This is a genomic window from Streptomyces sp. PA03-1a (assembly GCF_033792805.1).
In the GTDB taxonomy this organism is placed as follows: Bacteria; Actinomycetota; Actinomycetes; order Streptomycetales; family Streptomycetaceae; genus Actinacidiphila.
In genome coordinates this window covers 1-21,511 of sequence record NZ_JARAVO010000016.1, presented here as the reverse complement: position 1 = coordinate 21,511, position 21,511 = coordinate 1, and the positions used below count along the sequence as shown (strand labels likewise).

Here is a 21,511-nt window from a genome sequence, read left to right as displayed (position 1 = left end):
CCCCGGCTTCGCGGGCACACCGGAGCCCGGTGCGGGCCGCGTCACGGTCAGGAGGCGCCGAACCAGGGCTTCCCGGCCGCCCAGTGCCCGACCCACCCGGCGAACCCCGCATCGAACGGGCAGGCGCCCTCGCCGGTGATGTGCCACACCCGGCCGCGCTGCGGACCGGTGACGACGAGGTGCCAGTACATGCCGCAGCCGTCCGTGCCGAGCACGATCGAGCCGTGGTCGAACACCTGGGCGCGCAGCGGCGCGAGCTCCTCCTCGGGCCGGTCGTCGTCCTCCCAGATCCACGCCGACGTCAGGGGGAAGGGGCGTCCGAGGTCGCGTCCGGCCGGGTCGTCGCCCCAGTCGTCCGGCAACTCCTCCAAGCCCACGAGCCCGAAGTCGGGAGGCCCCTGGAAGGAGCCGTCGGTGATGTCGGCGACGAACGTCCGGTAGGGCTCGGGCAGTACCACCCCGTGCCGCGCCTCGAAGGCGTGGACGGCCTCCCAGCCGAGCGCCGACGCGCCGCCGTCGTCGACGTCGAAGGCCGCGCGGAGCGCGGCGAGGTCCTCGGGGGTGGCGTGTTCGGTGTCCATGCCGCACATGGATACCAGCCGGTGGCGACAGCGCGGCAGGGCAGCCGCCCGGGATCTCCCCTGAACCCGCACAACTCCCGGCCCTGACCTGCGGGGTCACGAGGACGTGCGCTGCTGCTCCGCGGCGCCCGTGCGCCACGGTTCGCACAGCGCCGCCGTACCGGTGAGGACGGCCGCCGCGAGCAGCCAGCCGGCCAGGACGTCGGAGGGCCAGTGGACGCCGAGATAGACGCGGGTGAAGCCGACACCGGCGACGGACACGAAGGCGACGGCGCAGGCGGCCACGCCCCAGGGGGAGCGGGCCGGCAGGCGGAGCAGCAGCAGCCACAGCAGGGCGCCGCAGACGAGCGCGGCGGTCATCGCGTGGCCGGAGGGGAACGCCGCGTAGGCAGCCGAGTCGACGGGGTCCGGCCAGTGCGGGCGCTCCCGGCCGACGAGGGCCTTGGCGGTCTGCTGGAGGACCCAGCCCAGGGTGCCGGCCAGCACCAGCCACAGGGCCTGGCGGTTCTCGCGCCGTACGAGCAGCCACATCACGGCCGCGAGCAGCAGCAGACGCATCGTCAGCGGATCCCAGACCCAGTCGGTGAGGACGCGGTTGAGCCGGGTCCAGCCGGAGTGCCGTACCGCGACGGCGTGCAGCTGCACGGCGATGCCGCGGTCGGCGGCCAGCAGCGGCCCCCAGCGCGCCACGACGAGCCCGAGCAGCAGCAGGAAGGCGGCGCAGGCCGCCGCGCACTGGCTCAGGCACGCGGTGCGCAGGGCACGGTCGGGGTCCCGGACGTCGGACGGTGCGGGAGGGGCGTGCATACAGCCGAGGCTACGTGAGCGCCCCGATCCCGGGGCCGAAGGCCACGAGCAACGGCACGACCGGGATGAGCAGCGCGCACGCGGACGCGCGGGCGCGGCCGAGGCGGGTGAGCCGCGGCGCGGGGTCCAGCAGCCGGTTGACGCGGACCGGGACCTGCGCGTCCGGTGCCGGGCAGGGGCCGAAAACGCCGCGGTCCTCGTTGAGTTCGACCAGGGCCAGGGCGGTGGTGAGCCGCCCGAAGCGGCGTGAGGCGATGTCGTCGGCGGCGAGTTCGACGAGCCGGTGCACCTGGTCACGGAACGCGGCGAAGACCGGCACCTGCGGGAAGCCCGAGGCCAGCGCGCCGGCGCTGTGCAGGAGGACGTCGTGCCGGGCCCGCGCGTGGCCCTGCTCGTGGGCGAGGACGGAGTCCAGCTGACGCCCCTTCAGGCGACGCAGGGCAGCCGTGGTGATGACCAGTTGCGGCCGCGGGCCGGTCAGCCACCAGGCGTCCGGACGGTCGCTCTCCAGGACGACCAGCCGCTCGTCGGAGGCGGCGGCTTCACCGGGCAGCCGCGGCGAGCGGGCCCGCAGTTCGGCGCGGCGCGCCCGCTGCCGGGCGCCGGCCCTGCGGATCTCCCGGGCGAGCATGGCCGCCGTCCAGATGCCGCCGCAGGCCAGCAGGACCGCCAGATAACCCGCCCACGGCCCGTAACCGGGCAGCTCGTAGGCGTCGACGACGTCATGGGGGGCGAAGGCGAACAGTCCCTCGCGCAGCCAGGTCCACGTGGCGGAGGCGCTGAGGGCCATGGCCAGGAACAGGCACAGCAGGACCGCGCCGATCACGCACTGCCACACCCACAGGGCCAGCACCGGCTCCCGCTCGGGCCAGGTGGCGCGGGTGAGCAGGCGTGGGGCCATGGCGGCCGCCACCGCACCGAGCAGGAGCAGCGCGAGCGGGACGGTCATGCCGCCACACTATGAGGGCGTCACCGCACACGGGTACGTTCTTCGAGGGGAAAGTGACGCGCCTCACTGCCGTCAGAGCGTCAGGAGCATGGCGAACATCCCTATCGCCATGGACACGCGGCACGCCGAGGCCAGTTCGGGCGCGTGCGCCACCGGCACGACTCCTCCCGCCGGAGCCGCACCGGCCGCCGTGACGGTGACGGGGACCGAGAGCAGTCGGACGCCCGCCGCCAGGACGTATATCGCGAAGTACGCCAGCAGCAGCCCGGTCGTCGCGGGCGTGCCCGCGGGCGCGTGACCCGCGTGGGCCGCGCCGCCGGCGGCACCCGCGGTGCCCGCCTCGGCCATGGCCACCGCCATGTAGACCATCGCCCCCGCGCCGACGGCATGGTGCAGATGGTGCGCGTCGTGCCGGGCCAGCAGCAGCGCGCGCACCGCCGCCGCACCGAAGACCAGACCGAAGGCCGCGGCGACCCACTGCGGCGGATCCAGGACGGACACCGGCACCGCCATCACGGCCATGCCCATCCCCATCAGCGCCTCCGCACGCGCCACCCGACGCTGGTCGGGTCCGGTGCCGGGGCAGCCGCGCCGGGTGCGGAACAGGCAGTACGCCCCCGTGGCGGCGCCCAGCACCACGAGCAGCCAGGCCACCAGCGGCGGTCCGTGCATGAGCGGCCCTCCTTCGGTTCCTCCCCGGAGGATGCCCGGACCCGGCGGCGCACACTCCAGCGCACGGGCGTACCGGGGGAGCGCGGCCGTGCCGCCCCCGCTTCAGCTGCGGGCCCGCTGGGTGACCGCCACACAGACGAGGACCGCCAGCGCCGCGGGTGCGGTCAGCGCGCCCAGGTCCTCGCCGAGCAGCGCGGCCGCCCAGACCAGCGTCAGCAACGGCTGGGCCAGCTGCAACTGGCTGGCCCGCGCGACGCCGATGGCGGCCATGCCCCGGTACCAGACCATCAGCCCGAGGAACTGGGACACCATCGAGACCCAGAGCAGCCCGGCCACCGCCCGGCCGCCGAGATGCACCGGCTCGAGCGCGAGCGCCACCCCCGCCGCCGGCACGGTCAGGGGCAGCGCTCCGACCAGCGCCCACCCGATGACCTGCCAGCCCGGCATGACCGAGGCCAGCCGTCCGCCTTCGACGTAACCGGCCGCGCAGACCAGCAGCGACGCGAAGAGGAAGAGGTCACCCGTGGTCAGGGAGCCGCCGCCCTGCCACAGGGCGAAGCACACCACGACCGCCCCGCCCGCGACCGCGGCCGACCAGAAGGGCACCGACGGGCGCGTCCCGACGCGTACGGCGGCCAGCACGGCGGTGACCAGCGGCAGCGCGCCCACGACGACGGCGGCGTGCGAGGTGTCGGTGGTGCGCAGCGCCAGGGTGGTCAGCAGGGGGAACCCGAGGACGACACCGAGCGCCACGACCGCGAGCCCCGCCCAGTGCCGGCGGTCGGGCAGCGGCACCCGCGCGGCGGCCAGACAGGCCCCCGCCACGGCCGCGGCCAGCACACCCCGGACGGTGGTGGCGGACCAGGGGCCGAGCCCGGTGAGCGCCCAGTGCGTCGCGGGAAAGGTCAGCGAGAAGGCGGCGACGCCCAGCCCGGCGAGCGCGGTGCCACCTGTACGGCTCCCGACCGCTATCGACGGGGCGGCGGTAGCGCTATTGTGTGCTGTCATGACCAACGGTAGCAGTTCGGGAAATGTTGCGGACACTCTGAGGGATGAGCTCCACCGCTACTCGCCCGGCGAGAAGCTGCCGTCGAGCCGTGTCCTCGTCGAGCGCTTCGGCGTCAGCCCGGTCACGGTCTCCCGGGCCCTGGCCGCGCTCGCCGCCGAGGGCCTGGTCGTCACCCGCCCTGGCGCGGGCGCCTACCGTGCCCAGCGCGTCGCCGACGGCCCGCGTCCGGTCGACACCTCCTGGCAGCAGGTCGCCCTCACCGTCGAGGAGCACGGCGATTCCACGCCCAGGGTCGTGGACGCCTCCGGCGTGACCGCCAGCCTCGCCGTCCCGCCGCCCGGTGTGATCGCCTTCAACAGCGGCTACCTGCACCCCTCGCTCCAGCCCGAGCAGGCGCTCGGGGCCGCGCTCGCCCGCGCCGCCCACCGCCCCGGCGCCTGGGAGATGCCGCCGCTGGAGGGACTGACCGCGCTACGGGCCTGGTTCGCGCGCGAGGTCGGCGGCCCCGGCGGCACCCTCGGCCCCGCCAACGTCCTGGTCACCGCGGGCGGCCAGGCCGCGCTGACCACCGCGCTGCGCGCGCTCGCCCCGCCCGGCTCGCCGGTGCTCGTCGAGTCGCCGACGTACCCGGGCGCCATGGCCGTCGCCCGCGCGGCCGGGCTGCGTCCCGTCCCCGTCCCCATGGACGACGACGGCGTGCGCCCGGACCTGCTCGCCGACGCCTTCGCCGCCACCGGTGCCCGGGTCTTCTTCTGCCAGCCGCTCTTCCAGAACCCCACCGGCGCCGTCCTCGCCGCCGACCGCCGCCGGCGGATCACCGAGATCGCCCACGCCGCAGGGGCCTTCCTCGTCGAGGACGACTTCGCCCGGCGCCTCGGCCACGGCGCCGAACCGCCACCGCCCCTGGTCGTGGACGACCCCTACGGCGCCGTCGTCCACGTCACCTCGCTGACCAAGCCCACCTCGCCCAGCCTGCGCGTCGGCGCCCTCGTCGCCCGCGGCCCGGTCATGGAGCGGCTGCGCGCCATCCAGATCGTCGACAGCTTCTTCGTGCCGCGCCCCCTGCAGGAGGCCACCCTCGAACTCGTCGGCGCCCCCGCCTGGCCCCGCCATCTGCGCGCCGTCTCCGCGGGCCTGCGCGACCGCCGTGACGCGATGCTCGCCGCCCTCCACCGCGAACTGCCGGGCCTGATGTCCCGTGTCCGCGTCCCGGTCGGCGGCTACCAGCTCTGGCTGCGGCTCCCGGACGGCACGGACGAGTCCGCCCTCGCGGCCGCCTCGCTGCGCGCCGGCACCGCCGTCGCTCCCGGCCGCCCCTACTTCGCCGCCGAGGCGCCGGCCCCGTACGTCCGCCTCAGCTTCGCCGACACCAGCGGCACCGAGGAGATCGCCGAGGGCGTCCGCCGGTTCGCCGCGGCCTGCTCCGAGACCGGCGTCGACGGGGTGGGCACGGACGGGATGGGCAGGGACGGGGTGGCCCGATGACCGGCACGGACGTCCCCGCACCGGCGGCACCCCTGTCCGGCGTGCTGATCGCCGACTTCGGGCGCGTCCTGGCGGCGCCCTACGCCACGATACTGCCGGCCGACCTCGGCGCCGACGTCATCAAGGTCGAGCACCCGGACACCGGGGACGACACCCGGGCCTGGGGGCCGCCCCACGCGCACGGGGAGTCCACCTACTTCCCGTCCGTCAACCGCAACAAGCGCTCGGTCGCGCTCGACCTGCGCGACGCCACAGACCGCCGCCGGGCCGCGGAACTGGTGCGCCGCGCCGACGTCCTGGTCGAGAACTTCCGCCCCGGCACCATGGACAAGTACGGCCTCGGCTACGACGCGGCCCGGTCCCTCAACCCCGGTGTCGTCTACTGCTCCGTCACCGGCTTCGGCACCGGCGAAGGCGCCGCCCTGCCCGGTTACGACCTGCTGATCCAGGCGGTCGGCGGCCTCATGAGCGTCACCGGGCCCGGCCCCGGGGAGCCGGTCAAGGCCGGGGTGGCCCTCGTCGACGTGCTCAGCGGCCTGCACGCGGCGATCGGCGTGCTGGCCGCACTGCGCCACCGGGACGCCACCGGCGAGGGACAGCACGTCGAGGTCAACCTGCTCTCCTGCCTGCTGTCCAGCCTGGTCAACCAGGCGGGCGGCTACACCCTCGCGGGGGTCGTGCCGGGCATCCTGGGCAACCGCCACCCCTCCATCGCGCCGTACGAGGTCTTCCACGCCGCGGACCGCCCCCTGGTCGTCGCCGTCGGCAACGACCGGCAGTTCGCGGCGCTGTGCGAGGGCCTGGACGCACCGGAGCTCGCCCGCGACCCCCGCTACGTCTCCAACGCCGACCGCGTCGCCCACGCCAGCGAACTCGCCGAGCGGCTCGGCCGGTCGCTGCGCGGGCGCACCGCGGCCGAGTGGTTCGACCGCCTGACGCCGCTGGGGGTGCCCTGCGGCCCGGTCAACGACCTGGCCCAGGCCTTCGGCCTCGCCGAACGGCTCGGGCTCGCCCCGCGCGCCACGCTGCACGGCGACGGACCCGCCCTGGACGTCACGGCGAACCCGATCGGCCTCTCCCGCACCCCGCCGCGCTACGACCGCCGCCCGCCCCGCCTGGGCGAGCACACCGACGCCATCACGGCCTGGCTCGACTCGTGACCGCGGAGCCCTACCCCCGGTAGCGCAGAGGGTGGTCCGCGGGGACCTCCACCACGCAGATCCGTACGGAGTCCGGGTCCTCGATCCACATCTCGATCAGCCCCCAGGGCTCCTTCACGGGCTCCCGCACGATCCGGACCCCGCGCCCGGCGAACCGGCGGTGGCACTCCGCCACGTCCTCGACCTGGAGCCACAGCTGGAGCCCGGGGGCGGGCGGCCCGTCGGCGTGCCCCGAGACCTCCAGGAAGCCCCCGCCCAGGAAGAACACGGTGCCGCGCTCCTCCCACGGCCCGAACTCGCGGTAGACCGCCAGCCCCAGGTCGTCGCGGTAGAAGACGCGGGACCTCTCGAGATCGGTCGGCCGGAGCAGGATCCTGCTGCTCAGTACGTTCGTCACGGCCCGAAGCTACCCACGCGCCGCCGGGAAAACCGGCTGACACGGCGCCCCCGCGTCCGCGAGGCTGCCCCGCATGGACCACGGCCCCGGCGCGATCGCCCCGCTGTTCAGGACCTGCACCCGCTGCGGCGCCGAGGCCGGCTACCACGCCGGCGTCTGCGTCATCGACGGCGTGGCGCACTGGAGCGTGGAGGGCGCCTGCGAGGCGTGCGGGTCCGCCGAGGTGGAGTGCGGCCGCGACGAGGTCCCCGAGTACGTCAGCGCCGCCCTGGCCGCCGCGCACGGCGAGGTGGTGCTCCGCGCCGAGCCGCTCCCCGGCGCCGCGGGCGCGCGTGCGCTCAAGACGGTGCGCGAGGTGTTCGGCGTGCCGCTCGCCGAGGTCCGCGGCCGGTTGCGCGCGCTCGCCGGGGAGGGCGAGCGCGGAACGGAGCCGGAGACGGCGCTGCTGGCCGCCCGTCTGAGGGAGGGCGGGTTCGCCGTCACGTTGGAGGCCGGGGAACCGCCTACGGGCGAGGGGCGCCTCGTGCCCACCGCGCCCGGACGCCGGTGGCCCGCCAACCCGGCCGCCCAAGGCCACCCCGTCCGTACCGCCGCTCCCGCCCGCGTCGGCCGCGGCAGGGGCCGTCAGGTACTCCTCGTTCCGGGGAGCCTGCCCGGGGAACTGCGCGAGCCGCTCGCCGACTACCTCGCGGGGGGCCGGGTCCTCGTCATGGCCGTGAGCCCCGCTCCGGATCCGCTCTCCGAGGGGCCGTACGAGTACGTCCGCCTCGGGCGGGCCACCGACGGCACCTGGACGTGGGACCTGGCCTGGGAGCAGTGGGTGCGCCGGCGCGGGTGCGCGCCGCCCGAGGAGTTCGTGCGGCACGTACGGGCCAGGGGTTTCGTGCCGCCTCCGGACACGACCGGCTAGCCTCGGGACGAGCCGCCGCCGCAGAGAGGACACCCCCGCCATGGAGACCGCGCAGCCCGTCGCCCGCCCCGTCTTCCGCACCGCCACCCGTGAGGACGTCCCCGCCCTGGTCGCGCTGATCGAGTCGGCGTACCGCGGCGAGGCCAGCCGCACCGGGTGGACGACGGAGGCGGACCTGCTCGAGGGCCAGCGCACCGATCCCGAGGGCGTGGCGGCCGTCATCGACGGCGAGCGCAGCCTGATCCTCGCGGTCGAGACGGACGGCGTCGTCGTGGCCTGCTGCCAGCTGGAGAACCGCGACGGGCACGCCTACTTCGGGATGTTCGCCGTGCGCCCGGCCCTGCAGGGCGGCGGTCTGGGCAAGCTGGTGCTCGCCGAGGCGGAGCGGCGGGCCCGCGAGGAGTGGGCGGCGGACGAGATGCACATGACGGTGATCACGCAGCGCGAGGACCTGATCGCCTGGTACGTGCGCCGGGGCTACGCGCGGACCGGCCGCACCAGCCCCTTCCCGTACGGCGACGCGCGGTTCGGGCTGCCCACGCGCGACGACCTCGCCTTCGAGTTGCTGGTCAAGCAGCTCGGCTGACGGCCGCCTCAGAACCGCCCGGCCTCGACGATCCGCGACAGGAAGCGCCGGGTGCGCTCGTGCGCGGGCGCGCCGAAGACGTCGGCGGGCGTGCCGCGTTCGAGCACCACGCCGCCGTCGAGGAAGCAGACCTGGTCGGCGACCTCGCGGGCGAAGCCCATCTCGTGGGTGGCGATGAGCATGGTCATGCCGTCCTCTTTGAGGTCCCGGACGACGCCCAGCACCTCGCCGACCAGTTCGGGGTCGAGCGCCGCGGTGATCTCGTCGAGCAGCAGCAGCCGTGGCCTGACCGCCAGCGCCCGGACGATCGCCACCCGCTGCTGCTGCCCGCCGCTGAGCCGGTCCGGGTACTCACGCGCCTTGCCGTCGAGCCCGAGGCGGCCGAGCAGCTCGTGGGCGCGCGCCTCGGCGTCGCGGCGGGGGGCGCCGTGCACGCGGCGCGGCGCCAGGGTGATGTTGTCCAGCACCGTCATGTGCGGGAAGAGGTTGTACGCCTGGAAGACCACGCCGATGCGCCGCCGGACCGCGTCCGGGTCGGCCCGGGGGTGGGTGATCTCCTCGCCGTCCAGGAAGATCGCGCCGTCGTCGACCTCCTCCAGGAGGTTGGCGCAGCGCAGCAGCGTGGACTTCCCCGAGCCGGACGCGCCGATCAGGACGGTGACGGTGTGCTGCGGGACCTCCAGGTCCACGTCCCGCAGCACGAGGGAGCCGCCGAAGCCCTTGCGGACCGACTCCAGCCGCAGGACGGGTGCCTCGGTCATACGGTGCCTCCCTGTGACTGGCGCCGGTTCATGCGCGCGGTGACCCAGTCGGTGAACCGGGTCATGGGGATGGTGAGCGCCACGAAGACCAGTCCGGCCACGACGTAGGGCGTGTAGTTGAAGGTCTGGCTGGTGATGATCTGCGCCGCGTAGACGGCGTCGATCACCCCGGCGATGGAGACCAGGCCGGTGTCCTTCTGCAAGGACACCAGGTCGTTCAGGAGCGGTGGCACGACACGCCGGACGGCCTGCGGCAGGACCACGTGCCGGAGGGTCTGCGCACCGCTCAGCCCCAGCGAGCGGGCGGCGGCGCGCTGGCTCGGGTGGACGCTCTCGATGCCCGCCCGGAAGACCTCGGCCACGTAGGCGGAGTAGGTGAGCACCAGGCCCGCGCCGCCCAGCACGACCGGGTTCGTGGGTACCCCTTGCAGGCGCAGCGCCGGGACCCCGTAGATCACCGCCAGCAGGCAGATGATCAGCGGCAGGCCGCGGAAGAAGTCGACGTACGCGACCGCCAGTGCCCGGAGCGGGAAGAACACCGGACCGCGCAGCGTCCGGACCACGGCCAGCAGCAGGCCGAGGACCAGCACGATCGCGCCGCAGACGACCAGCAGCCGCAGGTTGAGGAGCAGGCCGTCGAGGACCTTCGGCAGGGCGAGGCGCGCGTAGTGGCCGCTGAGGAAGGTCTCCCGGACCCGTGGCCAGCCGGGGGAGCCCGTGATGCCCAGGTAGAGCACCGCCGCCGTGACCAGGGTGCTCGTCGCGGCGATCGCCGTCGCGCGGCGCGTGCGGGCCCGCCGGTGGCGCTCCCGCTCCAGGCGCCGCTGCGACGGCGTGTACGCGTCCTTGTGCAGTTCCTCGCCGAGCGTCACTTGAGCACCGGTGCGCCGACCGCGTCGGACAGCCACTGCTGCTCCAGCCTCGCGAGCGTGCCGTCCGCCCGCAGGGCGTCGACGGCCTCGGTGACGCAGGCGGTGAGAGGGCTGCCCTTGTCCAGGACGAGGCCGAACTGCTCCTGTGCGCCGGCGGTGGTCGCGAACTGCCCGACGACCTTGGCGTCGTCCAGTTCCGCGGAGGTGATGTAGAAGGCGGTGGGCAGGTCGACGACGATGGCGTCCACCTGGCCGTTCTTGAGGGCGGCGACGGCGAGGTCGTTCTTCTGGTAGACGGCCGCGGTGCGCTCCGGCTTGATCTCGTCGTTGATGAGGTCGAGGCTCGTCGTGCCGACCTGGGCGCCCAGCTTGACCTTCTTCAGCGCGGCGACGTCCGTGGCGTTCGCGGCCGGGGAGTCCTTCAGGGCGACGACGGCCTGGCGCACGTCGTAGTAGCCGGAGGAGAAGTCCACGGCCTTGCGGCGGTCCGCGGTGACGGAAACCTGGTTGATGTCGAAGTCGAAGGACTTGGCGCCGGGGGCGAAGGCGTTGTTGAAGGCGACCGTCCGCCAGGTGACGGCGCCCTTGTCGTAGCCCAGCCGCTTCGCCACCGCGTAGGCGACCGCGGACTCGTACCCCTTGCCGTTGGCCGGCTTGTTGTCCTGGAACCAGGGGGCGTAGGCGGGGTTGTCGGTGCCGATCGTCAGGACGTCCGCGGTACGGGTGTCCAGTTTGCCCGCCGCGCAGGACGCCCCGGCCGAGGCCGGGGCGGAACCTGCGGGCGACGAGGGGCCGTCGGAGGCGGAGTCCTCCTGCGGGGCGCACGCCGCCGCGGTGAGGCCGAGGAGGAGGACCGCCGCGGCGGAGGTGAGGCGCGCGGGTACCCGGAGGGCGAATGCGGTACGCATGGCGGGACATTGGCACCGCCGGGCGCCGGATGTCCACGACATCGGGGCCGGATCCCGCATGCCGGACGGTTGTGTCGGGCGTGTTGCGGGGCGGGCGGGTCACCAGTCGGTGAGGCCGCCCTCGACCGCGCGCTTGACGGCCGGCATGTCGGTGACGACGCCGTCGAGGCCGAGGGCCCGTGCCAGCGCGAGGTCCGCCGGGGTGTTCACGGTCCAGGCGATCACCGAGATCCCCGCGCGGTGGCACTCCTGCACCAGTGCCAGGCTGATCCGCCGCAGGCTCAGGCTGACGAGCTTCGCGCCGACCGCCTGCGCCCGGGTGACGATCTCCGCACCCATGGGGCCTTGGGCGACCAGCACGGTGCGCACGTCGGGCAGGCACTCGCGGATCTCGGCGAGCGCTTCGTCGTGGAAGGACAGCACGTCGACACGCTCGACCAGGTCGCGCTCGCGCATCACCTCGGCCAGTACGCGGGCCGCCGCGACGTCCTTGATCTCGGCCTGGATCGGCTTGGTGACCGCGTCCAGGACCTCCTCGAACACCGGGATCCGCTCACCGGCGCCCGCGTCCAGCTCGCGCAGCTCGTCCAGGGTGAGGTCGCCGATCGGCCCGGAGCCGTCCGTGGTGCGGTCGACCTTCACGTCGTGCATGACGATCAGGGCGCCGTCCTTGCTGAGGTGCAGGTCGAGCTCGATCTGGTCCATGTCCTCGCGCTCGGCGCGGACGAAGGAGCGGAGGGTGTTCTCGGGCTCGACGCCCATGACACCGCGATGGCCGACGGTGAGAAAACTCAAGGGGGATCGCTTCCGTGCTGGGTGCTGCGGGTGATCGACGGGACGCTGGCAGCCTAGCGGCCCCTTGCGGCACAGGGCCGAACACGGGATGAACGGCGCGGCAGCCCGCAGGAAGATCCACGGTCCGGGGCCCTTCCGGCGGAAGAATCTCCTCCGCCTCCACTTGAACGGGAGAAGCTGCCGTATATACGGTGGGCCGACAAGAGGTTCTTCAGTGAAGGAGGGGTCATGACGGAAATTCTGTCGCCGGCAGCGGCATCGATGGACAGCGCAGCCACCAGCGAGACCGGTGTGTCCGGCGGCGGTATTGTCCGGCATCCGGCGTGGGCGGTCCTGAAGCAGGCGGTGGAGGAGATCCGTCCCTGGCAGAGCAAGGACGGCTCGGTCGACTTCTCCGCGGAGGGCGCGCCCGGGCGCGCCGCCGTCGAGAGCGCCCTGGACCGGGTGGTCCGCGCCGTCGAGGACCTCTCCCCGCTCGTGCCGCACGACAAGGCCTACCACGAGGCCCTGGTCGTGGACCTGCGCCGCTGGGCCGAGGGCGGCTTCGCGGTGCCGGACTTCCTCGACTCGCTGCTGGCCTTCCACCCCGCGGCCGACCGCCAGGACGGCCTGGAGCACCTCGTGGTGTTCCCGATGTACACGCAGAACGGCAACCCGGATCGCAACCTGGAGGCCGTCGCGCTCCGCGTCGTCTGGCCGCAGTGGCTGTCCGAGCTGGAGCGCACCCGCTACGACAACCCCCTCTTCGTGCCGATCACCTTCGAGGACTTCACCCCCGGGTACGACACGAACTCCGCGGTGCTCTTCCCCGAGACCGTCGCCGTCCGCGAGGCGCCCGAGCGCTTCACCTGGGGCGGCATCTTCTGCGACCGGGAGGCCGCCCGCTTCCGCGCCGTGAGCCGCGCCGCCGTGGACACCCTCGGTCTCGCGCTCCCCGAGGACGCCGAGGAACTGCTGGCGGACCAGGACCTCAGCCAGCAGACCTTCACGCTGTGGGACATGATCCACGACCGCACGCACAGCCACGGCGACCTGCCCTTCGACCCCTTCATGATCAAGCAGCGGCAGCCGTTCTGGATGTACGGCCTGGAGGAGCTGCGCTGCGACCTCACGACCTTCAAGGAGGCCGTGAAGCTGGAGGCCGAGGGCCACGGCATGGGCCGCTACGTCCAGTACGCGATCCTCTTCGACCGCCTCTTCCGCTTCCCGGTCACCGGCGACCGCGTCCGCAACTACGACGGCCTCGGCGGCCAGCTGCTCTTCGCGTACCTGCACAAGCACGACGCCGTACGCTGGACGGACAACAAGCTCCACATCGACTGGCAGCGCGCCCCGCAGGTGACCAACCAGCTGTGCGCCGAGATCGAGAAGCTCTACCGGGACGGCATCGACCGCCCCAAGCTCGTGCACTGGTTCGCCGCCTACGACCTCGTCGCCGGCTACCTCTCGCCGCACCCCGGTTCGGTCTGGGCCAAGGGCCCGGAGGCCCTGGACCTCGACCAGCCGCCGCGGAAGCTCGTGGACGACGTGCTGCCGGACGAATTTCCGCTCAGCATGTTCTACGAGGCCCTGGCCAAGAAGCTGCGTGATGTGATCGCCTCGACCAAGGGCATCACGGCCCGCGGCACGGGTCAGGTGGCCGCGTGACCGATCCAGGCGAGGAGGCGGCGGAGATGACGGAAGCCAACGAGGCGGCCAGGGGACCCCTGGCCGGAGCCGTGATCGCGGTGGCAGGGGCCGGCGGCCCCGCCGGACGCGCGACCCTGCAGCGGCTCGCCCGTGCCGGTGCCTGGGTCATCGCCGCGGACGCCAACCCGGAGCGGCTCGCCGAGGCCGTGGACCTGGCCCGCTTCGACGCGGGCGGCGCCGGGATCACCGGGGACATCGTCGACCTGCTCGACCTGGACGCCACCCGCGAGTGGGCGGGCCGGATCGAGAAGGAGCACGGCCGGATCGACGGCATGGTCCACTTGGTCGGCGGCTGGCGCGGCTCGGCCTCCTTCCAGGAGACCGACCTCGCGGACTGGGACTTCCTGGAGAAGCTCCTCATCCGCACCGTCCAGAACACCTCGCTCGCCTTCCACGACGGGCTGCTCTCCAGCCCCTTCGGGCGCTACGTCCTGATCAGCGCCGCCGGGGCCTCCCAGCCGACCGCCGGCAACGCCGCGTACGCCGCGGCCAAGGCCGCCGCCGAGGCGTGGACGCTGGCGATGGGCGACTCCTTCCGCAAGCTCGCGGGGGAACAGGGCCCGACCGCCGCGGCCACCGTGCTGGTGATCAAGGCGCTGGTGCACGAGCAGATGCGCAAGGAGCGCCCGAACGCCAAGTTCGCGGGCTTCACCGATGTGACCGACCTGGCCGACGCCATCGCCGATGTGTGGACCCGGCCCGCCGAGGAAGTGAACGGAACCCGCCAGTGGCTGACACCCCGCCCGTGACCGCACCGTCGACCGACGCGGTCCGGCACCACGACCCCGAGGTCCGGGGCTTCGCCAGCGACAACTACGCGGGCGTCCACCCCGAGGTGCTGGCGGCGATCGCCCTCGCCAACGGCGGCCACCAGGTCGCCTACGGCGAGGACGACTACACCGCCCACCTGCAGGAGGTCTTCCGCGGCCACTTCGGCCCGCGGGCCGAGGCCTTCCCGGTCTTCAACGGCACCGGCGCCAACGTCGTGGCCCTGCAGGCGCTGACCGAGCGCTGGGGCGCGGTCGTCTGCGCCGCCTCCGCCCACATCAACGTGGACGAGGGCGGCGCCCCGGAACGGATGGGCGGCCTGAAGCTGCTCACCGTGCCCACCCCGGACGGCAAGCTCACCCCCGAGCTGATCGACCGGGAGGCCTGGGGCTTCGACGACGAGCACCGCGCGCAGCCGCAGGTCGTCTCGATCACGCAGTCCACCGAACTGGGCACCTGCTACACGCCCGAGGAGATCCGCGCGATCTGCGACCACGCCCACGAACGGGGCCTCGCCGTCCACCTCGACGGCTCGCGGATCGCCAACGCCGCGGCCACCCTCGGGGTGCCGCTGCGGGAGTTCACCACCGACGCGGGCGTGGACGTCCTCTCCTTCGGCGGCACCAAGAACGGGCTGCTGCTGGGCGAGTGCGTCGTGGTGCTGAACCCGGAGCGGGTGCGGGCGATGAAGCACCTGCGGAAGCTGTCCATGCAGCTCGCCTCCAAGATGCGTTTCGTCTCGGTGCAGTTCGAGGCGCTGCTCGCCGGTGACCTGTGGCTGCGCAGCGCCGGTCACGCCAACGCGATGGCCCGGCGCCTGGAGTCGGCCGTCCGCGCCGTCGAGGGCGTCACCGTCGTCCGCCCCGTCCAGGCCAACGCGGTCTTCGCGCGGCTGCCGCGTGAGGTCAGCGAACGGCTGCAGAAGCGCTACCGCTTCTACTTCTGGGACGAGTCGACCGGAGAGGTCCGCTGGATGTGCTCGTTCGACACCACCGAGGACGACGTGGATTCCTTCGCGGCGGCGCTGGCCGAGGAAATGGCCGCCCATTCCGCCTGAATCAGAAAAGCCGGAGGGGCGTACGGGATTTCCCGTACGCCCCTCCGTGCGTTCTTTCCGCGCCCCTCGTGGGGGCGGCGGATCACGAATTGACGCAGACGTTGCCGAGCGCGGGGTTGAGCAGCCCGATGGCGTTGATGGTGTTGCCGCACAGGTTGATCGGCACGCTGACCGGGATCTGGATGACGTTGCCGCTGGCGACACCGGGCGAGCCGACGGCGGCGGCCTGGGCCGAGGCACCGCCGTGGTCGTGGCCGCGACCGTGGTCGGTCGCGCCGGCGGCGCCTGCGGCACCCATCACGGTGGCGCCGGCGACAGCGGTCAGGGCCGCGGCCTTCGCGATGCGCATCATTCGTTCTCCTTGTGGACGATCGCTCTGTGGACCCTGATCAACGACCCGTGATGGCACCGGATGTGGGAATCCACCCGTTCGGGCCTTGCGTCAACCGGGCGAACGTCAACGACTCGTACGGGGAGGTGGTCCCGGTCTCGTAGAGCAGACCGACCGTGCCGTCGGCGAGTTCGACGAGGTCGGAGTAGGCCGCGGGACGCTCGCTGACGGGGGGTTCGGACGTCCACGAGGCGCCCTGGTCCCCGCTGACCCGGAGGGTCATCCTGCGGCGTTTCGCGGGGTCGGCCGGGCCCGAGTACAGCAGCGCCCCGTCCCGGGTGTGCAGGACGCTGCCCTGCACCTCGGGACCTTCCAGGGCGCCCTGCGGCCGGAAGATGCCGTCGATGCTGAGCCCGCCGTCGGAGCTGTAGGCGTCGGCGCGGGTGGGAGCGGAGAACCCGCGGTCGTCACGGCTGTTGACGTAGACCCGGCCCCCGGGGAGTTCGGCCATCGTGCTCTCGTTGAGGTTCAGCCAGTCGCCGGGGAGCGCCTGGACGAAGCCGATGTGCCAGTTCTGGCCGCCGTTGTCGCTGTAGAGCGCGTGGGCGCCGTGCACCGTCACGCCGGCCAGGACGGACGTGTGGTTGGCGGGCACCAGCAGACGTCCGGCGTGCGGGCCGCTCCTCAGGGCGATGGCGTGCCCCGGACCCGTCGCGTACCAGCGCCAGTTGGCGGGTTTGACCTCGGAGGTGATGTCGCGGGGCGGGGACCAGGTCAGGCCGCCCGAGTCGCTGTGCAGTTCGTAGACGAGCCGTTCCGGGCCGGTGTCGCGGCAGATCAGCAGCACGACGCGCCCGGTGCGGGGATCCACCACCGGGGCGGGGTTGCCGAAGGTCTCGGTACCGGCGTCGGCGATCGTCCGGAGCGGCTCCCAGGTGCAGCCGCCGTCGTAGGAGCGCCGGAGCACGACGTCGATGTCGCCGTCGTCCGCCCCCGAGTTGCGGCGCCCCTCGGCGAAGGCGAGGACGGTGGTCCCGCCGATGCGTACGACCGCCGGGATGCGGAAGGTGTGGTACCCCTGCGTCCCGGACCGGAAGGGCACCGACGTCGCGCAGGCGGCCGGGAGCGGTGTGGCCGCCCCGCCCGCGGACGCCTGCCACCCGGCGGCCCCGGTGAGCAGCAGGGCGAGGCCGGCCAGCGTGCGTCTGCCCCTGGCGGCGGCGAGTGTCATCGGGCGATTCCTCCGGACGGCGTGCGGTCGGCCAGCGGCGCCACATTCTCACCGGTCGTCCCGGGTCGCCGTATGACACTCCGTTCGACGCCTTTCCGGTAGTTCAATATGAGGAATTAGGCCGAAACGGCGGCGGATATGCTTGACGGTTTACCGGGTCCCGCCCTTGTCTGTGTCAGAGGTATCGACCAATGAACTTGCCCGGATCCTTTCGGGGGCGCTGGTCGAAAAGCCCGCGTGGAGCGATAGTTGTGCACCTGTCGTCCATGCCCATGACAGGGGGACACCCGCCATGACCCGACCGACCCCACGTCGTACGGTGCTGGCCGCCGCCATCGCGGCGGCAGCCGCGGCGACGACCGCCCCGCGGGCCTTCGCCGCGTCCGGCGCGGACGACTGCGACCTGGCCGACGACGTGGTGGGCAGGCCGGGCGCCCACGACGGCGACGCGGCCGCCGTGGAGTACCGGGCCTGGACGCGATGGGCCGACTGGTACCGCGGACGGGGCTCCGGCACCGGTGTCGTACCCGGTCCCCGCCCCGGCGTGGCGATCCTGCGGCCCACCGGCACGATGGAGTACACCGACCCGCACACCCGGATCACCGCCACCTGGGAGACCGCCACCTGGACCTCCCCCGAGCACACCCCGCGGCACCCGGCGACCGAGATCGTCGCCTCCTGGAACGCCCGTACGCCACCCGGCACCTGGATCCAGGTCGAGCTGGGCGCCACGTACACCGACGGCAGCCGGTCCCCCTGGTACGTGATGGGCCGATGGGCCTCCGGTGACGCCGACATCAAGCGCACCTCCGTCGACGACCAGAGCGACGGCAGGAGCAGCGTCTGGACCGACACCCTCTCCGTCGACGACCCCGCCTCGGGCCTGCGGCTCGCCTCGTACCGCCTGCGGCTCACCCTGCTGCGCACCCCCGGCTCCCGGGTCACCCCCACCGTCTGGCGGCTCGGCGCCATGGCCTCCGACGTCCCGGACCGCTTCACGGTGCCGGCCTCCGTGCCGGGCGTGGGAAGGGGGGTCGAACTGCCCGTGCCGCGCTACTCGCAGGAGATCCACAAGGGTCAGTACCCGCAGTACGACAACGGTGGCGAGGCCTGGTGCAGCCCGACGGGCTCCCAGATGGTCATCGAGTACTGGGGCCGCGAGCCGGCCGCCGCCGACCTGGCCTGGGTCGACCCCTCCTACGCGGACCCCCAGGTCGACCACGCCGCCCGCTACACCTACGACAGCCAGTACGAGGGCTGCGGCAACTGGCCGTTCAACGCGGCCTACGCGGCCACGTACCACGACATGGTCGCCGTCATCACCCGGCTGCGCGGCCTGAACGACATCGAACTGCTGATCAGGGCCGGCATCCCGGTGATAACGTCCCAGTCCTTCCTCGCCTCCGAACTCGACGGCGCGGGGTACGGGACCTCCGGGCACCTGATGTGCGTCATCGGCTTCACCGCCGACGGCGACGTCATCGCCAACGACCCCGCGAGCCCCGACGACGCCTCGGTGCGCCGCGTCTACAAGCGGTCGCAGTTCGAGACCATCTGGCTCAGGACCAAGCGCTACACCGCCGACGGGCAGCTGCGCAGCGGCACGGGCGGCGTCTGCTACCTCTACTGGCCCCTGCGGCCCTCGGGCCGCCAGGCCCGGGCCCTGCAGCGGATCGGGGTGCTCTAGGCCCCGGCGGGCGGGGTCAGCCGCCGGAGGGTACGGGTGCGAGCGGGCGCAGCGAGAAGCTGATGCTCGGCACGGGCAGCAGGCTCGGCAGGTGGGTCGGGTAGATCGGGTAGGTCGGGCGGTACGAAGGGAAGGCCGTCCGCCAGTCCTGGGCCGGCTGGTAGCCGGTCGCGCCGGGTAGGCCCGGGCCGCATTCCAGGCTGCCGTTGACGACGTGACAGGGCGTCCCGCCGGGCGGCGGCGTCGTGCCGTCGCCGCCGCCGGCGATCGCCACGACGATCCCGACGAGGGCGGCGGCGCCGACCGTCACGAGCCCGACGCGGGTCTGGTGCTTCCTCTGCTGCTCCGCGTCGGGGTCCACCACGGTCGTGAACCGCCATCCCTGGAACGACGGCTCCTTCGCGTCGCCCGGTCCCTCCGCCAGCCACGGATGCGCCGGATCGGGCGGTCCCGAGCGGTCGGGGTCCACGTCCAGGAGCGTGAGGTGGAGGCGCAGCCGGTCGAGCTGGGGCGGCTCGGAGAGCGCCTCCGTGACGAGCACGCGCAGCCCGTCGTCGGCCAGGCCGTCGCACACCAGGCGGGTGCTCCCGCCCCACAGGGGGACCCAGGCGGCCCGCCCCTCCCGGAGCAAGGTGTGGCCCACCAGTGCGTGCAGCGACTGCGCCAGCTCCTCGCCGGTGCCGTCGAACTCCCGGGCCAGCGCGCCCGGTCCGTCGTCGGCGAGCAGGCGCAGCACGGTGTCCAGCCCCGGAAGCCGCTCGCCGGTCGCGCGCGACGCGGCACGCAGGAGGTCCCAGGCACGCGTGCCCGCCACGCGGTTGGCGGAGAGCTCGATCCAGCGCTCCCACGGGACGGTCGTCCGGCTGTGGGCCAGCGGACCGCGCAGTTCCCCGAGCACACGTCCCACGTCCCCGGGGAGCAGCCGGAGCGCGCCGCTCCCGTCGTCCTCCCCGGGCGGGACGTCGAGTTCCCGCAGACGGCGCAGCCTGAGACCGAGCGGCGGGTGCGAGTCGCGCCGGTGCGGGCGGACGCGGTCGTCGTCCACCGGTACGCGCCGGACGCCCAGCTCGCCGAGGAGCGAACGGAACGCCAGGTAGGGGTTGTCGGGGTGCATCCCCACCAGTGCGGCCGGATCGAGCCATTCCTGCTGGAACCTCCGCCACGCCACCGCGGTGCCGTGCGTCGCGCGCAGCGCCGACGCCGTCACCTCGTGCCCGGCCAGGCGTGCGGCCGTGCGGTCCGCCTCCAGCTCCTGGCGGCGTCGTACCGCGAAGGTGAGCCACCGGAAGACCAGCGCGTACAGCCGTACGGAGCCGCGCACCACGAGGTGCGGGAGGGAGAACCACCTCGTCCCGGTGTTCCACTGGCCGAGGGTCGTGGCCAGGGCGGCGTCGCACCGGTACGCGACGGCCCCGAAGCGCGTGTGACGGTGGGAGAAGTGGCCGAACTCGTGGGCCAGCACGGCCCTCAGCTCCGCGTGGGTGAGGCTCGCCAGCAGGGGCAGGCCCAGGTGGAGCCGGCGCTGCCCGGACAGCAGGCCCAGCGCGGCCCCGTCCTCGGACACGGACGCGTTGACGTCCCCGGTCAGCAGCAGCACGTCAGGCGGGCGCGCCCCGACCTGCCAGGCGATGCCGGTGGCCAACTCCCACAGCGCGGGGGCCTCTTCGCGGGACACCGGTACCGCGTCCGCCCGCAGCGGCGGCGCCCTGGTGATCGCGCCCAGCCCCTGGACGATGCTCAGGAGCAGCGGGACGGCGGCCGCCGCGACGATGACACCGCGCATGGCGAGGTCGGCGTGACCGTCCCGGGCCGCGAGCAGGAAGAGGCCGAGCAGACCCAGCACGCCGAGCCCGAGCCCGCCGATCAGCACGACCAGACCCGCCAGCAGCACGATCGCCAACAGCGCCCGTAACGACGCCCACACCGCGCTCATCGGTCACCCCCCTCGCGTCCCCCGTGTCCCTCGATGATGCCCGCTCGCGGACGGCGTGGACCACTTGTCCACAGGCCCCTCAGCCGACCGGTACGCGCGCGTAACGGCCCACCACGCACAGGTCGTCGCCGATGCGTGCGGCGGCCTCGAGGAGCGGGGGCAGCAGTTCGGAACGCGACTGCTCCACGGAGCGGCGGCTGGCGTGCATGGAGACGTTGATCGCGGCCACCACCCGGCCGCCGCGGTCGCGGACGGGGACGGCGATGGACCGCAGGCCCTCCTCCAGCTCCTCGCTGACCAGGGCGTGCCCCTCGGCGGCGACCTCGTCGAGGACACGGGCCAGGCGCGGTGCGTCCGTGACGGTGTGCCGGGTCAGCCGTGCGAAGCCGGTGCGCGCGAGGTGTGCCGCGCGGTCCCGGGCGGGCAGCCCCGCCAGCAGGACGCGCCCCATCGCGGTGGCGTAGGCGGGGAAGCGGGTGCCGACCGTGATGTTGACGCTCATGATGCGGACGGTGGGCACGCGCGCCACGTACTGGATGTGCTCGCCGGACAGCACCGCCATCGACGCGGAGTCGTGCACCGCCCCGACCAGTTCGATCAGATGGGGCAGGGCGATCTCGGGGAGCGTCAGCCGCGACAGGTGGGCGCAGCCCAGCTCCAGCACGTGCGGGGTGAGCCGGAAGAGGCGGCCCTCGGAGGCGATGTAGCCCAGGTGCTCCAGGGTGATGAGGGAGCGCCGCGCGGTGGCGCGGGCCAGCCCGGTGGCCTCGGCTACGGCCGTGAGGGGGAGTTCGGCCCGGCCCCCGCCGAAGGCGGTGAGCACGGCGAGCCCGCGGGCCAGGGACTCCACGAACTCCGGCCCGAGCTCCTGCTTGGAGGCCCGCGTCCAGGCGGCGGGCGAGGGCGACGCGTCGGTGGGGGAG

General features: G+C 73.7%; 22 protein-coding genes. 8 read left to right on the top strand and 14 right to left on the bottom strand.

Annotated features, from left to right (window positions below; genetic code table 11):
• Positions 1-47: 47 nt before the first annotated feature.
• The 5 genes from PV341_RS05475 to PV341_RS05455 all read right to left on the bottom strand — a co-directional run bounded on the left by PV341_RS05475 (position 48) and on the right by PV341_RS05455 (position 4,017).
• The gene (locus PV341_RS05475) at positions 48-581 is read right to left on the bottom strand and encodes an SMI1/KNR4 family protein (RefSeq protein WP_500323302.1); all 534 of its coding nucleotides are present in this window, start codon (positions 579-581) and stop codon (positions 48-50) included.
• A gap of 96 nt (positions 582-677) precedes the next feature.
• The gene (locus PV341_RS05470; protein ID WP_500323303.1) at positions 678-1,388 is read right to left on the bottom strand and encodes a phosphatase PAP2 family protein; all 711 of its coding nucleotides are present in this window, start codon (positions 1,386-1,388) and stop codon (positions 678-680) included.
• Between the two features lie 10 nt (positions 1,389-1,398).
• Positions 1,399-2,337 carry a M56 family metallopeptidase gene (locus PV341_RS05465; RefSeq protein WP_499515505.1) on the bottom strand — a complete coding sequence of 313 codons (939 nt, stop codon included), beginning with the start codon at positions 2,335-2,337 and terminating at the stop codon, positions 1,399-1,401.
• A gap of 72 nt (positions 2,338-2,409) precedes the next feature.
• Entirely contained in the window at positions 2,410-3,009 is a 600-nt protein-coding gene (locus PV341_RS05460; RefSeq protein ID WP_500323305.1) for a DUF5134 domain-containing protein, read from the bottom strand.
• A gap of 102 nt (positions 3,010-3,111) precedes the next feature.
• Positions 3,112-4,017: a DMT family transporter gene (locus PV341_RS05455; protein WP_500323306.1), complete on the bottom strand. Its 906-nt coding sequence runs from the start codon at positions 4,015-4,017 to the stop codon at positions 3,112-3,114.
• On the opposite strand from PV341_RS05455, the gene PV341_RS05450 reads away from it, so the two are divergent.
• Together PV341_RS05450 and PV341_RS05445 are read left to right on the top strand one after the other, a co-directional pair.
• On the top strand, positions 4,016-5,503 hold the full coding sequence (locus tag PV341_RS05450; RefSeq protein WP_500356883.1) for an aminotransferase-like domain-containing protein: 1,488 nt from the start codon (positions 4,016-4,018) through the stop codon (positions 5,501-5,503). The two genes, PV341_RS05455 and PV341_RS05450, sit on opposite strands and share 2 nt — an antisense overlap.
• A complete protein-coding gene (locus PV341_RS05445) occupies positions 5,500-6,663 on the top strand; it encodes a CaiB/BaiF CoA transferase family protein (RefSeq protein WP_500356882.1) in 1,164 nt (387 codons plus the stop codon). The genes PV341_RS05450 and PV341_RS05445 overlap by 4 nt, the downstream gene beginning before the upstream one ends.
• Before the next feature lie 10 nt (positions 6,664-6,673).
• Here PV341_RS05445 and PV341_RS05440 read toward each other — a convergent pair whose 3' ends face one another.
• The gene (locus PV341_RS05440) at positions 6,674-7,060 is read right to left on the bottom strand and encodes a VOC family protein (RefSeq protein ID WP_500323310.1); all 387 of its coding nucleotides are present in this window, start codon (positions 7,058-7,060) and stop codon (positions 6,674-6,676) included.
• A gap of 73 nt (positions 7,061-7,133) precedes the next feature.
• On the opposite strand from PV341_RS05440, the gene PV341_RS05435 reads away from it, so the two are divergent.
• Both PV341_RS05435 and PV341_RS05430 read left to right on the top strand, forming a co-directional pair.
• On the top strand, positions 7,134-7,970 hold the full coding sequence (locus PV341_RS05435; RefSeq protein ID WP_500323311.1) for a hypothetical protein: 837 nt from the start codon (positions 7,134-7,136) through the stop codon (positions 7,968-7,970).
• A 40-nt stretch (positions 7,971-8,010) separates the two neighbouring features.
• The gene (locus PV341_RS05430) at positions 8,011-8,556 is read left to right on the top strand and encodes a GNAT family N-acetyltransferase (RefSeq protein ID WP_500323313.1); all 546 of its coding nucleotides are present in this window, start codon (positions 8,011-8,013) and stop codon (positions 8,554-8,556) included.
• 8 nt (positions 8,557-8,564) lie between these two features.
• Here PV341_RS05430 and PV341_RS05425 read toward each other — a convergent pair whose 3' ends face one another.
• The 4 genes from PV341_RS05425 to PV341_RS05410 all read right to left on the bottom strand — a co-directional run bounded on the left by PV341_RS05425 (position 8,565) and on the right by PV341_RS05410 (position 11,892).
• Complete coding sequence (locus PV341_RS05425) at positions 8,565-9,317, bottom strand: amino acid ABC transporter ATP-binding protein (protein WP_500323315.1); 753 nt, start codon at positions 9,315-9,317, stop codon at positions 8,565-8,567.
• Complete coding sequence (locus PV341_RS05420; protein WP_500323316.1) at positions 9,314-10,189, bottom strand: amino acid ABC transporter permease; 876 nt, start codon at positions 10,187-10,189, stop codon at positions 9,314-9,316. The genes PV341_RS05425 and PV341_RS05420 overlap by 4 nt, the downstream gene beginning before the upstream one ends.
• Positions 10,186-11,097 carry an ABC transporter substrate-binding protein gene (locus PV341_RS05415; RefSeq protein ID WP_500323317.1) on the bottom strand — a complete coding sequence of 304 codons (912 nt, stop codon included), beginning with the start codon at positions 11,095-11,097 and terminating at the stop codon, positions 10,186-10,188. Before PV341_RS05415 ends, PV341_RS05420 begins: the two co-directional genes overlap by 4 nt.
• A gap of 99 nt (positions 11,098-11,196) precedes the next feature.
• The gene (locus PV341_RS05410; RefSeq protein ID WP_500323318.1) at positions 11,197-11,892 is read right to left on the bottom strand and encodes a glycerophosphodiester phosphodiesterase; all 696 of its coding nucleotides are present in this window, start codon (positions 11,890-11,892) and stop codon (positions 11,197-11,199) included.
• 228 nt (positions 11,893-12,120) lie between these two features.
• Between PV341_RS05410 and PV341_RS05405 the strand changes: the two genes are divergently transcribed.
• The 3 genes from PV341_RS05405 to PV341_RS05395 are packed head-to-tail and all read left to right on the top strand — an operon-like array spanning position 12,121 to position 15,406.
• A complete protein-coding gene (locus PV341_RS05405; protein WP_500323320.1) occupies positions 12,121-13,539 on the top strand; it encodes a DUF6421 family protein in 1,419 nt (472 codons plus the stop codon).
• A gap of 26 nt (positions 13,540-13,565) precedes the next feature.
• Positions 13,566-14,330, top strand: coding sequence for an SDR family oxidoreductase (locus tag PV341_RS05400; protein ID WP_361806588.1), 765 nt, complete (start codon positions 13,566-13,568; stop codon positions 14,328-14,330).
• Entirely contained in the window at positions 14,309-15,406 is a 1,098-nt protein-coding gene (locus PV341_RS05395; protein ID WP_500323321.1) for a threonine aldolase family protein, read from the top strand. The genes PV341_RS05400 and PV341_RS05395 overlap by 22 nt, the downstream gene beginning before the upstream one ends.
• 82 nt (positions 15,407-15,488) lie before the next feature.
• Here the strand turns inward: PV341_RS05395 and PV341_RS05390 are convergent, their stop codons facing one another.
• Positions 15,489-15,758, bottom strand: a complete 270-nt coding sequence (locus PV341_RS05390; protein ID WP_500323322.1) for a chaplin — start codon at positions 15,756-15,758, stop codon at positions 15,489-15,491.
• A gap of 37 nt (positions 15,759-15,795) precedes the next feature.
• Positions 15,796-16,968 (bottom strand): sialidase family protein, encoded by a 1,173-nt coding sequence (locus PV341_RS05385; protein ID WP_500323324.1) that lies wholly within the window; start codon positions 16,966-16,968, stop codon positions 15,796-15,798.
• A gap of 292 nt (positions 16,969-17,260) precedes the next feature.
• On the opposite strand from PV341_RS05385, the gene PV341_RS05380 reads away from it, so the two are divergent.
• The gene (locus PV341_RS05380; protein ID WP_500323326.1) at positions 17,261-18,655 is read left to right on the top strand and encodes a C39 family peptidase; all 1,395 of its coding nucleotides are present in this window, start codon (positions 17,261-17,263) and stop codon (positions 18,653-18,655) included.
• A 16-nt stretch (positions 18,656-18,671) separates the two neighbouring features.
• On the opposite strand, the gene PV341_RS05375 is transcribed toward PV341_RS05380, so the two are convergent.
• Together PV341_RS05375 and PV341_RS05370 are read right to left on the bottom strand one after the other, a co-directional pair.
• A complete protein-coding gene (locus PV341_RS05375) occupies positions 18,672-20,588 on the bottom strand; it encodes a M48 family metallopeptidase (protein WP_500356880.1) in 1,917 nt (638 codons plus the stop codon).
• Positions 20,589-20,667: 79 nt separating this feature from the next.
• The coding region (locus tag PV341_RS05370; protein ID WP_500356879.1) for an IclR family transcriptional regulator domain-containing protein at positions 20,668-21,511 on the bottom strand (844 nt) is incomplete at its 5' end.

What these genes read in the sequence shown, in the direction of transcription:
- PV341_RS05475 (WP_500323302.1), bottom strand. Translation starts at nt 581, where the DNA reads ATGGACACCGAACACGCCACCCCCGAGGACCTCGCCGCGCTCCGCGCG.
- PV341_RS05470 (WP_500323303.1), bottom strand. Translation starts at nt 1,388, where the DNA reads ATGCACGCCCCTCCCGCACCGTCCGACGTCCGGGACCCCGACCGTGCC.
- PV341_RS05465 (WP_499515505.1), bottom strand. Translation starts at nt 2,337, where the DNA reads ATGACCGTCCCGCTCGCGCTGCTCCTGCTCGGTGCGGTGGCGGCCGCC.
- PV341_RS05460 (WP_500323305.1), bottom strand. Translation starts at nt 3,009, where the DNA reads ATGCACGGACCGCCGCTGGTGGCCTGGCTGCTCGTGGTGCTGGGCGCC.
- PV341_RS05450 (WP_500356883.1), top strand. Translation starts at nt 4,016, where the DNA reads ATGACCAACGGTAGCAGTTCGGGAAATGTTGCGGACACTCTGAGGGAT.
- PV341_RS05455 (WP_500323306.1), bottom strand. Translation starts at nt 4,017, where the DNA reads ATGACAGCACACAATAGCGCTACCGCCGCCCCGTCGATAGCGGTCGGG.
- PV341_RS05445 (WP_500356882.1), top strand. Translation starts at nt 5,500, where the DNA reads ATGACCGGCACGGACGTCCCCGCACCGGCGGCACCCCTGTCCGGCGTG.
- PV341_RS05435 (WP_500323311.1), top strand. Translation starts at nt 7,134, where the DNA reads ATGGACCACGGCCCCGGCGCGATCGCCCCGCTGTTCAGGACCTGCACC.
- PV341_RS05430 (WP_500323313.1), top strand. Translation starts at nt 8,011, where the DNA reads ATGGAGACCGCGCAGCCCGTCGCCCGCCCCGTCTTCCGCACCGCCACC.
- PV341_RS05425 (WP_500323315.1), bottom strand. Translation starts at nt 9,317, where the DNA reads ATGACCGAGGCACCCGTCCTGCGGCTGGAGTCGGTCCGCAAGGGCTTC.
- PV341_RS05415 (WP_500323317.1), bottom strand. Translation starts at nt 11,097, where the DNA reads ATGCGTACCGCATTCGCCCTCCGGGTACCCGCGCGCCTCACCTCCGCC.
- PV341_RS05405 (WP_500323320.1), top strand. Translation starts at nt 12,121, where the DNA reads ATGACGGAAATTCTGTCGCCGGCAGCGGCATCGATGGACAGCGCAGCC.
- PV341_RS05400 (WP_361806588.1), top strand. Translation starts at nt 13,566, where the DNA reads ATGACGGAAGCCAACGAGGCGGCCAGGGGACCCCTGGCCGGAGCCGTG.
- PV341_RS05390 (WP_500323322.1), bottom strand. Translation starts at nt 15,758, where the DNA reads ATGATGCGCATCGCGAAGGCCGCGGCCCTGACCGCTGTCGCCGGCGCC.
- PV341_RS05385 (WP_500323324.1), bottom strand. Translation starts at nt 16,968, where the DNA reads ATGACACTCGCCGCCGCCAGGGGCAGACGCACGCTGGCCGGCCTCGCC.
- PV341_RS05380 (WP_500323326.1), top strand. Translation starts at nt 17,261, where the DNA reads ATGACCCGACCGACCCCACGTCGTACGGTGCTGGCCGCCGCCATCGCG.
- PV341_RS05375 (WP_500356880.1), bottom strand. Translation starts at nt 20,588, where the DNA reads ATGAGCGCGGTGTGGGCGTCGTTACGGGCGCTGTTGGCGATCGTGCTG.